General features: G+C 38.1%; 13 protein-coding genes and 1 pseudogene. 10 read left to right on the top strand and 4 right to left on the bottom strand.

What is annotated here, in order from left to right; genetic code table 11:
* Positions 1-17: 17 nt before the first annotated feature.
* A complete protein-coding gene (locus HDC33_RS07910; protein ID WP_179391919.1) occupies positions 18-494 on the top strand; it encodes a helical membrane plugin domain-containing protein in 477 nt (158 codons plus the stop codon).
* Between the two features lie 118 nt (positions 495-612).
* Here HDC33_RS07910 and HDC33_RS07905 read toward each other — a convergent pair whose 3' ends face one another.
* A complete protein-coding gene (locus tag HDC33_RS07905) occupies positions 613-768 on the bottom strand; it encodes a DUF1540 domain-containing protein (RefSeq protein WP_179391918.1) in 156 nt (51 codons plus the stop codon).
* A gap of 241 nt (positions 769-1,009) precedes the next feature.
* On the opposite strand from HDC33_RS07905, the gene purU reads away from it, so the two are divergent.
* Positions 1,010-1,918 carry a formyltetrahydrofolate deformylase gene (gene purU / locus HDC33_RS07900; RefSeq protein WP_255457317.1) on the top strand — a complete coding sequence of 303 codons (909 nt, stop codon included), beginning with the start codon at positions 1,010-1,012 and terminating at the stop codon, positions 1,916-1,918.
* A gap of 167 nt (positions 1,919-2,085) precedes the next feature.
* Here the strand turns inward: purU and HDC33_RS07895 are convergent, their stop codons facing one another.
* Positions 2,086-2,445, bottom strand: coding sequence for a hypothetical protein (locus HDC33_RS07895; RefSeq protein WP_179391917.1), 360 nt, complete (start codon positions 2,443-2,445; stop codon positions 2,086-2,088).
* Between the two features lie 221 nt (positions 2,446-2,666).
* Between HDC33_RS07895 and HDC33_RS07890 the strand changes: the two genes are divergently transcribed.
* From HDC33_RS07890 to HDC33_RS07865, 6 genes and pseudogenes are all read left to right on the top strand, one after another.
* The gene (locus tag HDC33_RS07890) at positions 2,667-3,605 is read left to right on the top strand and encodes an MBL fold metallo-hydrolase (protein WP_179391916.1); all 939 of its coding nucleotides are present in this window, start codon (positions 2,667-2,669) and stop codon (positions 3,603-3,605) included.
* A 168-nt stretch (positions 3,606-3,773) separates the two neighbouring features.
* On the top strand, positions 3,774-4,040 hold the full coding sequence (locus tag HDC33_RS07885; RefSeq protein WP_179391915.1) for a phosphocarrier protein HPr: 267 nt from the start codon (positions 3,774-3,776) through the stop codon (positions 4,038-4,040).
* Positions 4,040-5,754, top strand: a pseudogene (gene ptsP, locus HDC33_RS07880) (phosphoenolpyruvate--protein phosphotransferase). The gene HDC33_RS07885 and the pseudogene ptsP overlap by 1 nt, the downstream one beginning before the upstream one ends.
* A 145-nt stretch (positions 5,755-5,899) precedes the next feature.
* Entirely contained in the window at positions 5,900-6,670 is a 771-nt protein-coding gene (locus HDC33_RS07875; protein WP_179391914.1) for a Cof-type HAD-IIB family hydrolase, read from the top strand.
* Positions 6,671-6,957: 287 nt separating this feature from the next.
* Positions 6,958-7,716, top strand: a complete 759-nt coding sequence (locus HDC33_RS16710; RefSeq protein ID WP_304625745.1) for a 3D domain-containing protein — start codon at positions 6,958-6,960, stop codon at positions 7,714-7,716.
* A 183-nt stretch (positions 7,717-7,899) separates the two neighbouring features.
* Positions 7,900-8,037: a hypothetical protein gene (locus HDC33_RS07865; protein ID WP_179391913.1), complete on the top strand. Its 138-nt coding sequence runs from the start codon at positions 7,900-7,902 to the stop codon at positions 8,035-8,037.
* Between the two features lie 305 nt (positions 8,038-8,342).
* Here HDC33_RS07865 and HDC33_RS07860 read toward each other — a convergent pair whose 3' ends face one another.
* Complete coding sequence (locus tag HDC33_RS07860; RefSeq protein ID WP_179391912.1) at positions 8,343-9,959, bottom strand: ABC1 kinase family protein; 1,617 nt, start codon at positions 9,957-9,959, stop codon at positions 8,343-8,345.
* Positions 9,960-10,102: 143 nt separating this feature from the next.
* Between HDC33_RS07860 and HDC33_RS07855 the strand changes: the two genes are divergently transcribed.
* Positions 10,103-11,092 (top strand): YecA family protein, encoded by a 990-nt coding sequence (locus HDC33_RS07855; protein WP_179391911.1) that lies wholly within the window; start codon positions 10,103-10,105, stop codon positions 11,090-11,092.
* A 383-nt stretch (positions 11,093-11,475) separates the two neighbouring features.
* Positions 11,476-11,943, top strand: a complete 468-nt coding sequence (locus HDC33_RS07850; protein WP_179391910.1) for a GNAT family N-acetyltransferase — start codon at positions 11,476-11,478, stop codon at positions 11,941-11,943.
* A 583-nt stretch (positions 11,944-12,526) separates the two neighbouring features.
* On the opposite strand, the gene HDC33_RS07845 is transcribed toward HDC33_RS07850, so the two are convergent.
* Positions 12,527-12,799 carry a DUF2277 domain-containing protein gene (locus HDC33_RS07845; RefSeq protein WP_179391909.1) on the bottom strand — a complete coding sequence of 91 codons (273 nt, stop codon included), beginning with the start codon at positions 12,797-12,799 and terminating at the stop codon, positions 12,527-12,529.
* Positions 12,800-13,165: the final 366 nt, after the last annotated feature.

Raw genomic sequence — 13,165 nt, 5'->3', positions numbered from 1 at the left:
AAGAAAGGTGAAGTTCGATGGCAGCACCCATTACTTCTATTATAAAGAAAGAATTGACACCAGAAGAACTTAATAAGCGGAAATTGGAGGAGTTACAGTCCTTGATTGCGGAGCAAGACCAAGCTATCAATAAAATACTCGAAATCACAGGTGAATTGGATGGAGCCGGGATATTGGACGCGCTGAAGGCGATGATGTTAGCGAAAGATGATATCGCTAAAATCGCTGTAGACCAAGCGTCGCGCGAGCCAGTGACCAATATCATCAACCATGTGCTAAATGCAACGAGTGTTATATCATCGATCGATCCTGATATCACAGCAAAACTTGCCGCAAGCGTCAAAAATGGTTTGAATGAAGCAGAACTCTATAAGGATAACGGGAAAAAAGCAAGCATTTTTCAGTTGATGACTGCATTAAACGATGACGATATTAATCGTGCCGTAAAATTCGGTCTGCATTTTCTGAAAGGGATGGGAAAAGAGTTAAAATAGAGTGCCAGCGTCTAAAATGAATAAGAACAGTTTTAGACGCTGGCACTCTTCACTTTGTACAATAATAGGACCGAACCAAATTTTACATACTAGACATTATTCAATTATGAGCCATGATTCAATCTCTGGGCACGAATGTTTTGCAATCAGTTTCTTCACTACTGGTTGCTTTTTTGCCTTTTTGGCTGACTACATAAATAGAATTCGCCTTACATTTGTTTCCGGCGCCCCAATACTTGCAGTTATTCACTTCGCAAAGAATCTCTTGTCCCATAGTTTCACACCTCCTTTTTGTTAGGATGAACAAAATTGAAGGATTGATACTTTATATCATTAACAAGCAAGTATCTTCAGGTATTTCTTTTAAAGGTACAATGAGATAATTCAATTCGAAATTCCGAAGTCGAGCCTTTAGTTGCTGTTTTGTTATGGTAACAGCCGGAATCATTGCGAAGGCCAGTCGTATGATGGATAATGATAGCTTGTCTTATTTAAAATATAGGAGTTGTTTATAAATGTCTGTAGAAACGATAGTAGAAATGAATTTGAAACAACCAGGTAATAAAATAGAAAATCGAGGGCGGCTGTTAGTGAAATGTCCGGATAAACCGGGGATCGTATCAGTATTGTCTTCTTTTTTGCTTAAACATGATTCGAATATCATTGAATCGAGTCAGTATTCAAGTGATCCGGAAAACGGAACTTTTTTTATCCGGATTGAATTTCATTGTGAGAATCTGATGAAAAAGTCAAAGCAAATGGAGTTGGATTTTAAAGAGATTGCCGCCAATTATTCTATTGACTATTACTTCGCTTATGGAAATGAACGGCAGCGAACTGCCATTTTTGTTTCAAAAGAACCGCATTGTTTGATGGAACTTTTATGGGAATGGCAAAATGGTGACCTGGACACTGATATTGTCGTTGTTGTTAGTAACCATGAGGATGCGCGGGGGTTAGTCGAATCTTTTGGGATTCCTTTTCATTATATTCCGGCGAACAAAGATATTCGGAAACAAGTTGAAGAAGAACAGATTCGCCTAATGGAGGACTACGAAGTTGATTTGCTAATTCTTGCTCGTTATATGCAAATTCTTACGTCTGATTTTGTCAGCCATTTTCAGAATCGGATCATTAATATTCATCATTCATTCTTGCCGGCATTTATCGGAGCGAGACCATATGAGCGTGCATTTGATCGTGGAGTCAAGTTAATAGGGGCTACGTCCCACTATGTAACGAACGATTTAGATGAAGGTCCAATAATTGAACAGGATATAGAGCGAGTGGACCATCGTGATGACGTAATTGATTTGAAGAAAATCGGTAGTCGAATCGAGCGACGCGTTCTTACAAAAGCTGTAAAATGGCATCTTGAAAATAGGATTATTGTGGAAGGCAACAAGACGATTGTATTTCATTAATAAGAGTTCCAATATCCGATAGAAATATATGTAAACTGGAATTTTTCATGCTTATCTAAGCGATTTTTATTAAGTACAATTAAATCGACCAGTTCCTCAATTGAACGCGAAGGATTGTCGTATCGCGTTTAGTGGGAAACTGGTCCTTTTATATTAGCAAGTGAATCCTATGTGCATTGAAAAGATACGATTCTATCCAAATCCGTTCCCCACGGAATCCATGCATAGCCGTTCCATTTATATCCTGACGTCGCAACATAGTCGATGTATGTTGGATGAAACCAAAATGAAGTACGGTTGGTGAGTTTGATATAGGTGTCGCGGTATAAGCATCCGCGTAACGCACCTGGATCTACGGTTAGCAGAGCTTTCTTTAGTTGCGGGACGGTAGATGGTGGTTGATGAGAAGGTGCATTAGCTCTTCTGGTATCTTGAGAGTGATCTTGGCTTTTGGGGAAATGCGGCTGTCCGTTGGGAAGATCTGAGTTATCTGGGTTGTGCGTGTCGGAAAAATTTTGTTCTGACAAAATTGAGCGCCTCCTTATTATATTGTTTCGAACTAGTATATGTAAGACGTGCAATTTAGGAACATAAGGCATTACAGGGGCTAACTATGTTTCAAGGAAACTTCCAATCCATCCGACTATTCCATTGGAAATGCATAGCGGAACTGATAAGATTACTAGAAGGTTACTGAATAATATCAGAATTCATGTAATTGGTATCGCTATTAAAGGAGGATTCCATCATGCATAAAAAATATCCTATCCAATTGAACGAAAGAATCCATTTGATTGACGGATTTGATTTGGGTGTGGCTGAGCGAACGGGAACGTATGTCATCAATGAAGAAGAATTGACAATTATAGATCCTGGTCCAAGTCCTTCAGTGAAGCATGTGAAAATAGGATTGGAAGCGTTAGGGTTTTCGCTGGATCAAGTGAAATATATAATTGTGACACATGTCCACCTGGATCATTCCGGAGGAGCAGGATTACTGATTCAAGATTGCCCGAATGCTACTGTTGTTGTTCATCCCAGAGGAGCAAGGCACTTGGCGAATCCCGAAAGATTAGTTGCCGGTGCCAAATTGGTTTACGGAGAGAGATTTTCGAAATTGTTTGAGCCCATTATATCGATACCTGCAGATCGCCTGCTCGTTAAAGATGAGGGAGATACCTTGGAAATTGGCAGGACATGTACCTTGAAGTTTTTGGATACACCTGGACATGCTAAACATCATTTTAGTATTTTTGACCCGATCAGCAACGGTATTTTTTCTGGCGACACAGTTGGAATCCGTTATGAGCAATTAATACGTGATGATGTTAATTTGTTTTTGCCATCCACCTCACCGAATCAATTTGATCCAGATGCAATGAGAAGAGCGATTGACCGCATGAGTGAGATGAATCTACATGCGATTTACTTTGGCCATTACGGAATGACAGATGCTCCGCATAAGGCACTGCAGCAAGTATCTGAATGGCTTGACGCATTTATGAAAGAAGCGGAAAACGTTGTTGCCGAACAAAAAGGTCACGATGTACTTGCACAGCGGTTGTTCAATAGGGTAAGGGAATATTTAAGAAAGTCGGGAATACCTGACGATCATGAAGTGTATTTTTTAATTGAAGTAGATATGCAAGTAAGTGCAATGGGGATGATTGATTTTTTAAAGAAATAGATTTCGTATTTCAAAACTGGGCCTGTTAAGTGGTATGCTTTTTTCAAGGAAGTCATATGTGATATAATTATTATGAACGTTTAATTAATTGGCGTTACTAATTTGTCTAAAATGATGGGACATTATCTACAATTATATCAATCATTTTTATGGAGGTGTTTGATTAATATGGTTGAAAAACAATTTACAGTAACAGATGCGCAAGGGATACATGCACGCCCCGCATCAGTATTAGTGAGCACAGCAAACAAATTTAAATCCGATATAAGTTTGGTTCATAACAATAAAAAAGTCAATTTAAAATCGATTTTGGGTGTAATGTCTCTAGGTATCGGACTGGATGAAGAAATTAAAATTACAGCGACAGGAATAGACGAACAAGATGCACTTAACGGGCTTGAAGAAGCGTTAAAAGACGGAGGACTGACTAATTAATGAATATACTACATGGAATTTCTGCATCAAACGGAATTGCCATAGCGAAAGCGTACCGTTTTGTTGAGCCGGATTTATATTTCAGTAAAAAAACTATTGAAGATATTCCGATAGAAATCGAACGTTTTCAGTCTGCTATCGCCGTTTCAAAGAGTGAATTGGAGTCGATTCGTGATATTGCCGAAAAGGAACTTGGTGCAGATGAGGCAGCTATTTTTAACGCTCATGTATTAGTTTTAATTGATCCTGAGTTGATTTCATCAATTGAAGATAAAATTAAGACAGATCATGTGAATGCTGAATATGCGCTCAAAGAAACGACAGATATGTTTATTACCATGTTCGAGCAAATGGATAATGAATATATGAGGGAACGGGCTTCAGACATTCGTGATGTTACGAAACGCTTGCTGTCCCACTTGTTGAATGTTGAAATTGTGAACCCGGGAATGATTGCTGAAGAAGTAGTTATCATCGCCGAGGATTTAACTCCATCAGACACAGCTCAATTAAATCGTAAATTTGTAAAAGGTTTTACAACTAATATTGGTGGGAAAACGTCTCACTCCGCGATTATGGCCCGCACACTAGAGATTCCTGCAGTTGTGGGAACGAAGGAAGCGACAGAGCTTATCCAGGATGGTGACATCGTCATTGTTGACGGATTTAAAGGAACAGTACATATTAACCCTACTTCAGAAGTCATTGCAGCATATGAAAAAGAACAAGTAAAGTATGAGCAGCAAAAGGCGGAATGGGCAAAGCTTGTTAATGAAAAAACAATTTCAGCAGATGGACATCATGTTGAGTTAGCTGCTAATATCGGCACTCCGGAAGACTTAGAAGGAGTCCTCAATAATGGGGGGAGGGAATTGGTCTATACAGAACCGAGTTTCTGTATATGGGTAGAAACCAACTTCCAACCGAAGAAGAGCAGTTTGAGGCGTATAAAGAGGTTCTTCAAGGAATGGCAGATAAGCCAGTAGTTGTGCGGACCCTTGATATTGGTGGGGATAAAGAACTCCCTTATTTAAATCTCCCTAAAGAAATGAATCCATTTTTAGGTTTTCGTGCTATCCGTTTATGTTTAGAAGAGCAGGATATCTTCCGAACGCAACTAAGGGCACTTTTAAGAGCTAGTTCATTTGGAAATTTGAAGATTATGTTCCCGATGATTGCTACTTTAGATGAATTCCGACAGGCAAAAGTAATTTTAGAGGAAGAGAAACAAGCACTCCTAACTAACAATGTGAATGTTGCGGATAATATTGAAGTCGGTATCATGGTGGAAATTCCGTCCACTGCAATTCTTGCGGATCAATTTGCGAAGGAAGTGGATTTCTTTAGTATCGGAACAAACGATTTAATCCAATATACGATGGCAGCCGATCGCATGAATGAACGCGTTTCGTATTTATATCAACCCTATAATCCTTCAATTCTTCGTTTAGTCAAGATGGTCATTGACGCTGCACATAATGAAGGAAAGTGGACAGGAATGTGTGGGGAGATGGCTGGGGATGAAATAGCTATTCCGTTATTGCTAGGTTTAGGACTAGATGAATTCTCGATGAGCGCCACATCGATTTTAAGGGCCCGTGCACAAATTAAACAATTGACGAAGAATGAGATGGCACTACTTGCGAATGAAGCATTACAGATGGCGACTGCTGACGAAGTTGCCCAAGCTGTCAGGGTTAGCTGTACCGTTTAAATTATAATGTCATAGTAAGTAAAAAAGCTTGAACAAAGTAAAGCGACATCCCGGAACTTGTTTAATCGTTCTGGAATGTCGCATTTATGAAATTGATACAAAAAATGATTTTTTTCTGTAATGGAGGAAATGAAATGACTAAAAAATGATAATGTTTGATATTGACGGAACACTTCTCGATCATGACAAAAAATTGCCCATATCTGCGAAGGAAGCCATTAGATCTTTAAAAGAAGCTGGACATGAAGTAGCCATTGCTACAGGGCGTGCTCCCTATTTCATTAAGGATATAAGAGAGGAATTGGAAATTGATTCCTTTGTATGTTTTAATGGTCAGTACGTTGAAATTGAAAATGAAATCATTTATAAAAACCCGATTGATAAAGAATTGTTAATGCATTTATCGGATTATTCCATTACAAATGCCCATCCGCTTGTATATATGGGTGATGAATTTATGAAATCCAATATCGGTTATCATTCTGAGATAGAGGAATCCCTTACTTCCCTTAATATTGATACTGCCCAAATAGAAATGAACGCTAATTACTATAACGACACAGAAATCTATCAAACATTGCTTTATTGTAAGGAACATGAAGAATCTTTTTACCGTAACAATTTAGGAAACTTGAATTTTATCCGATGGCATGAATATTCGATGGATGTTCTGCCTCTTGGTGGTTCCAAAGCGAAGGGAATTGAGAAATTTATCGAAAAGAAAGGTTTCAGGAAAGAACAAGTCTATGCTTTTGGTGATAATTTAAACGATATTGAAATGCTGCAATATGTCGGACATGGTGTAGCGATGGGAAATGCGCCTGAGATAGTTAAAAATGCGGCAAGATATATTACGAAAGATGTTAGTGAAGATGGCATTGCACATGGATTGGAAATGGTGGGGTTACTATCCTAGCACTATTTCTAATTGGGTATTTTTATCGAAAATCGCTTGCAGTTTTCGGTTATCCAAGAGATATTAGACCATTGTATATCGTAAGACTAGAAAATCAGCCATTTGCATGGCTGATTTTTTTTTTTTTTTTTTCAATCGATTAAGTTAATTTGTCATCGTTATTGTTAAAATAGAATTTTTATTGTATTAAAACTTGATTTCTTTTTATTGTATTTGAATGTTTGTTTTTCCTAGTTTCGGGGCAATACTTGTTGGAAACAAATAATTGGTATGAAGGAGGAATCATATTGTTGAAACTAAAAGTCTTTCTGTTAGCAACAATTTTCTCATTTTCAACTTATACAGTAACATATGCAACAATCCTTTCCCATTCTGTAGAAATTGGTGAAAGATTCTCGTATGTACAGTATCTTTCTATTGAAGCAAATACACTATTGGATGAATCAGAGGAACGTAATGTACCACTTCAGGATGTTTCAGATCCCATAGACTCTATGCCCGTGGAATTATTGTCAGAGGCGGAGCAGGAAAGATATACAGTTGTCAATGGAGATAATTTGTTTCGGATTTCATTAGATCATGATGTTTCATTAGATTCTCTCGCGAGTTGGAACAAATTGGCAGGAAATTTGATTCACCCTGGAGATGTATTAATTGTCGGCGGAAATGCAGGTGATTCCCGAACCGTTTTGACTGAGTCAGAAAAGATTCCCGCCGTATCCACACTAACACCATCAGCCCCGGCTGTAGGAGATGGGAAAGAACTGCTTGTTACAGCAACTGCATATACAGCATACTGTAAAGGCTGTTCAGGGACTACCGCTTACGGTATCGACCTACGTACGTATCCGAATCAGAAAGTAATTGCAGTTGATCCGAAAATTATTCCGCTCGGTGTAAAAGTTTGGGTGGAAGGCTATGGAGAAGCAATTGCAGGCGATACGGGAGGGGCTATTAAAGGGAAGAAAATTGACGTTTTCATTCCTACTTATGATGGTGCAATGGCATGGGGAGTCAAAAAGGTTAAAGTAAAGATTCTTAATTGACGATGGTTGCCTCTACAAGATAATTGTTTATAATGTTTCTCGAAGGACTATAAAGGAAATCATGAAGAAATCGCTTTGTGTAGTAATTGCTATTTTCTGAAGAGTGCAACATATTAGTTTGGTGTATCCTCTCCGTTTTTATAACATACGCTAGTGAGCGAGTTAGAAATGGAGGTGATATGTATGATTAATGTTTTAAATTTACAAGCAGTTGTCGACGATCATCATAGTAGGGTGAAGCCAAAAAGAATGACAAGCGGGCAAAGGCGGGTTCTATCACTGCAAAAAGAAGATAGCCGACTAAACGGGCAAAAGATCTAAAAGCTGCTTTTCATTGGGGTAGTGCAGGGAACGGCACGGCACAATAAGCAAAGGAGAGGATTAAAATGATCACTTCGAAAAGTACGACGTTATGGATAGTAGATTATCGCAGGCAAACGATGACACGTAGAAAACCAAGTAGAGAACAGCGAATGCTAGCTAGACAAATAGAGGATAAACGACTGAATGGCAAAAATGCCAAACAGTCGTTTTTTATGGTGCATTCTGAAGGAATTACTCACGCATTGTCAAGTTGCAACCACAGATGTCATGATAATCAGGATTATTGATAGACTCATTGGCCGTTATATCATCCGTTTAAACATCCATGCAGAACTAATGAAAAAGAAACCTGATGTTGCGAGAAGAGGGAAATGCTCATCCCAGACGCTGAAAAATACAACAATAAGAGATAACACTGTGATGATTCCAGCGAACATGCGGGTTTGTAAACGAGAACGCTCTATTTTCCTTATTGCATCCCGTGTTTGAATATATTCACGCATACGGGTAGGTTCATCAAGGAAAGATATCACTTTTTTTGGGAGAGCTCGCAACGGACCAATTACATTTATCGCGATACGCTTGCCATCTACCTTTGTAAACGGACCATTTCCGATTGTTTGTTTCTTTGCCCATTCCATAATGCGGGGGCGTCCAATCGCAAGCAAATCGACATTAGGATCTAAGACATGAAGCACGCCGACAAATATTGAAACTGCCCGACCTAAAAAGGCGAATTCGGCCGGTAGCTGTACAGGTTGGGTACGGACAATTTCTTTTAAATCATCAAGTAATCGATCGACAACAAAGCTATTCATCTCGCTCAAGTCGTTGGATTCATAGGCAGTTACAACACTTTCAATTGCAACTTCAAGTACTCGTCGATCCGCACTGGGTAACAAGAAATTTAACTCTTCCAGACCATCTAGTACTTGATCAGACTGTGTGAAAATGATGCCTTCAACAATATTCAAAATTGAACGGGCCTCGTCGGATGTGATGTTAACAACCATCCCAAAATCAATTAAGAAAAGCGTTCCATCCTGTTGAACTAAAATATTGCCGCCATGAGGATCGGCGTGGAATTGTCCGCCCTCCAGAACCTGTTCTAAAAACAAATGAAATAGTCTTTCCGATAACTCACGGCGATCGATTTTATTCTCGGCCAAGAATGCAAGGTCAGTTATTCGTGAACCTTCAATCCATTCCATGACAAGGACCCGCCGTGTAGAAAATTCATCGTAATAGACAGGAAAACGAATGCCTGGCATTGCAGCAAAACGCTCAGAAAAACTACGCCCATTTTTTAGCTCCTGCAAAAAATTAAGCTCGGCGCCAATTGTATCAACCATTTCTTTATATAATAAGCTAAAATCAATTTGCTTACTGAACGGAGTAAACCTTTTTATGAGCCAAATGACAATCCTCATTGCACGAAAATCGACACGCAGTATACGTTCAATATCTGGACGCTGAATCTTCACCGCTACAGGCGTCCCATCCCTTAAGGTAGCTTTGTAAACTTCCCCGATTGAAGCCGAAGCGACCGGCCCATCAGATAAATTAATTAAATGGTCTTCATAGCCCGTATTCCATTCGTCCTCCAAAAGTCCAATTGCCTCCTCGACCGGAACAGCATTAACATGATCCGTTAAACCTTCTAATTCCGCAATAAATGAAGGTGGCATAATGTCTGCACGAGTGGATAAGAATTGACCCATTTTAATCATTAATCCGCCTAAGTCGAGCGCAATTCGTTTATATTCTTTCGCCTGTTTCGTCACAAGACGTTCCCACTTTTCATTAACTGAAGGTGTAAATCGACCTTTATACCGGCGCTGGAAAAGGCTGACTTGAACGAAAAACTTAACTGACATCCAAACGATACGGAAAATCCTGTAAAATGCAAAACGTTTCATATCATGCGCCTCCTTTTGTAATTCATTATAGACAGATAAGTTGCCAGCGTCCAAAATGCTAAACTAAAACAAGACTCTTATTATTCTTGAATGGACATGTTACACTTAAATGTATTCTTATTTATTTAAAAGGACGTGTTTGTATGGTAGGACGTAATGATCCGTGTTTGTGCGGCAGTGGAAAGAAATATAAAAAATGTTGTGAATCGAAAGCGGCATTTATAATAGAAGAAGTGCAATCGGAAGAACTTGAAAGGATTTTGCAATCCTTTTACGAAGAATATCCTGAAAGACGTGACTTAAATGAATACCTTGCTTTGGTTAAAAAATGGAGTGACCCCCTACAGAGATATTTAATAGAGGAAATGATTGAAGCGATTGTCATTGATGAATTCTTTTTCCACTATAAACCGGAAATATGGGAAAATTACATGAAAAAGCAACAAAAGAAAAACATCCGTCCATCAGTAGTGAAAGTGTTAGAAACGTGGTCTGATCCACGTGTTTTCATCGGAGAAGTTGTAGCTGTGGACGAGGCTTATATGTCAGTTAAAAGTATTTTTGAAGATGAAACGATTCGTTTACGACGCGAGAGCGAAAAGCCTGTCCCTATCGGCGTTCACGTTTATTGTTTTATTTTACCGGACGGAACATCCAAGGATAATCATTATTTGGCTGTTTCCAGCTTAATCTTCTTCCCGACCGATCATAAAAAAGTGTTTAGTCAGTTCCGAAAACTGTATGATTCAGAAAAAGAACTTTCGATTACAGCGTTTCTAAAAGAAAACGGAATTGTCTTTTGGAAGTTGCTTGGTGAAGATGGCTATGAGGGAGGGGAATTTACCAACTTTGAATCGGGTGTACTCCTTAATGCAATCGAGTTTTTAGAGAAAAATGATCGAGAACCAGGAAAGCTTGTAGAAATAGTAGAAGATTATTTAGTGGAGCAACAGCCGAATGCTCGTAAAGATGTAGCGATTGCTGCCGGGGCGATACGATTTGGTCAGGAACATGGCTTTTTTGAACCCCTCACGATAACAGTAAAAGAGATCGCCGAATGGTTTGAAGTATCAACCTCTTCATTAAATAAGTATTATAATGATTTAAACACTTATTATTCTAGTAAGGAATAAATTATACAATAGAAATAATCATAAAAAAAACCTCATTCATTATTAAGGAATTCAAAGACAGACGGAACTACCTTTATATAATTATATTCAACATAGCAATGAAGTGTAGGAAGAGAGAGACTCCGCAGATTCAGGAGTCTCTTTTTTTGTTCTTAAATTTGGAGGAAAGGCTGTTGTATCAAATAGAAAAGAATATTTTTTGATATAATGTATTTATTTTTAGATTACTCCGATAACTCCTGGTATAATAAAATAACTCTTTGGAATTATCGGTATCTATCATCTAGGGGAAAAGGTTATTAGAAAGGTTAATTATCTAACAAAAAAATACATAAAATTTCTTAAGTAGAAAATTGATCCTGTTTTGAGGAGGATTGGAATAAATGAAACTACATTTTTACACCGATGAATTTGATAATCTTATACAAAACTATACAATAACGGAAGAACAACTGCGATTTACGGGTACCCCCAGGGACGCAATTAACCTTTCAAAAGCTGATAAGAATCTGTTCTCGGTATTAGCAATGAAAAACAAACAATTGGTGACCTTTTTTGCTTTACATAGATGCGAAGGGGTAGAACCATACTCTACTAATGAAAATGCCATCTTAATTAGAACTTTTTCAACCGATTTCCATCATCAAGGTAAAGGCTATGCCAAGAATGCATTGATGCTTGTTCCAGAACTAGTAAATAGCCATTTTGTGAACATTAATGAGATTGTATTGGCTGTAAATGTTAAGAATGAAATAGCTCAAGCTGTGTACAAAAAGTGTGGTTATATTGATGAAGGCCATAGAGTGATGGGTACGAGAGGAGAACTCATTATAATGTGTTATCGCCTTTAAGAAATTTCTTCATGAAACGCCTCAATATCACTGCCATTCTGCATAGTTTAATAAATGGGGGTAGACTCTGAAATAAATCGGACAACACTATTTTTCAGCAGACGAGGTGGAGGAGTATCGAATCTTTCGGCGGAAACCTCGCAATCGCAATTGCCCGGTCGCTAATTCAGCTGAGGTGTAGTTTAGTGTTAATGATTTTGCAAACATCTAAGGAAAAAATATGTGTGGAATAGTAGGTTTTATTGGTGATTTGGATGCTAGAAATTTTATTAAAGGGACTCGAGAAGTTAGACTATCGTGGATATGATTTAGCAGGAATTGCACTTCGCTATTACCTGAATAAAGGAATTTGGACGTAGTAAAACAGTAGCTACCTTTTTTATAAATACATATAGAAGCCCTCTTCAATAAAGCTAATGGCAAATTGAAGGGGGCATTTTGATTATGCAATAATAGGGACTATGCTGATTTGTATTCATATCAACTATGCAAATTCTATATTAGTATGAAACCACGGCATAATTAGCAACTATCGAAAATCTCAACATAAATCTTAACCATTCTAATTTCCTTTTTCTGAACTCTATTCAGTTCCAAATCTTTTTGCAGTTCTTATTCGAGCACGTTCTGCTTCAATTTCTCGATCACGAGGATCTGCATTTGTTACCAGGTTGTTTAGTAAATTTTGCGTAGTGAAAGCCACTTCTTGTACAGCACGATAAAAATCGTTCTCGTTTGCTTTAGATGGTTTGTTGAAACCGGAGACCTTTCGAATATATTGAAGTGAAGCTGCATAAATTTCATCGTCGGTAGCCACAGGGGCAAAGTTAAATAGTGTTTTAATGTTACGGCACATATCGTTCTCCTATTTTGTGAGTTATTTACTCGATTGTATCATATTCCTCACATTACTCATTTGTATGAAAGGAATAAAATTATTGATCTTCAAAAGAGATGAGAATGGGATTGTGATTTTGAAATAGAGTAAACCGTTGGTAGTAAAGGCGCATCGTTTTTTTCTTTTTGATGGAGCAGAATTTCTCAACTGGTTAGAACAGCCGATTAGAACAAATAAAAGTGAAGGATTGTTGAAATCTTTCTTCATGGATTCATTACCAAAAGATAAATTAATTTGAAAATGCCAATCATAAACGGAAAGCAAATCGTTAATAAAGAACTTAGATAAAACCCGAATCCATTCAGTTTATAAAAGCTATTACGA

It is taken from the genome of Sporosarcina sp. JAI121, from assembly GCF_013408665.1.
Lineage (GTDB): Bacteria > Bacillota > Bacilli > Bacillales_A > Planococcaceae > Sporosarcina.
Note: the sequence above shows the minus strand (reverse complement) of the source record. Positions and strands in the feature narration are given on the sequence as shown.

Bases quoted from the DNA above. Each gene is read 5' to 3' on its own strand.
- HDC33_RS07865 (WP_179391913.1), top strand. From the start codon at position 7,900: ATGATTAATGTTTTAAATTTACAAGCAGTTGTCGACGATCATCATAGT.
- HDC33_RS07910 (WP_179391919.1), top strand. From the start codon at position 18: ATGGCAGCACCCATTACTTCTATTATAAAGAAAGAATTGACACCAGAA.
- HDC33_RS07905 (WP_179391918.1), bottom strand. From the start codon at position 768: ATGGGACAAGAGATTCTTTGCGAAGTGAATAACTGCAAGTATTGGGGC.
- HDC33_RS07860 (WP_179391912.1), bottom strand. From the start codon at position 9,959: ATGAAACGTTTTGCATTTTACAGGATTTTCCGTATCGTTTGGATGTCA.
- purU (WP_255457317.1), top strand. From the start codon at position 1,010: ATGTCTGTAGAAACGATAGTAGAAATGAATTTGAAACAACCAGGTAAT.
- HDC33_RS07845 (WP_179391909.1), bottom strand. From the start codon at position 12,799: ATGTGCCGTAACATTAAAACACTATTTAACTTTGCCCCTGTGGCTACC.
- HDC33_RS07890 (WP_179391916.1), top strand. From the start codon at position 2,667: ATGCATAAAAAATATCCTATCCAATTGAACGAAAGAATCCATTTGATT.
- HDC33_RS07855 (WP_179391911.1), top strand. From the start codon at position 10,103: ATGGTAGGACGTAATGATCCGTGTTTGTGCGGCAGTGGAAAGAAATAT.
- HDC33_RS07885 (WP_179391915.1), top strand. From the start codon at position 3,774: ATGGTTGAAAAACAATTTACAGTAACAGATGCGCAAGGGATACATGCA.
- HDC33_RS07850 (WP_179391910.1), top strand. From the start codon at position 11,476: ATGAAACTACATTTTTACACCGATGAATTTGATAATCTTATACAAAAC.
- HDC33_RS07875 (WP_179391914.1), top strand. From the start codon at position 5,900: ATGATAATGTTTGATATTGACGGAACACTTCTCGATCATGACAAAAAA.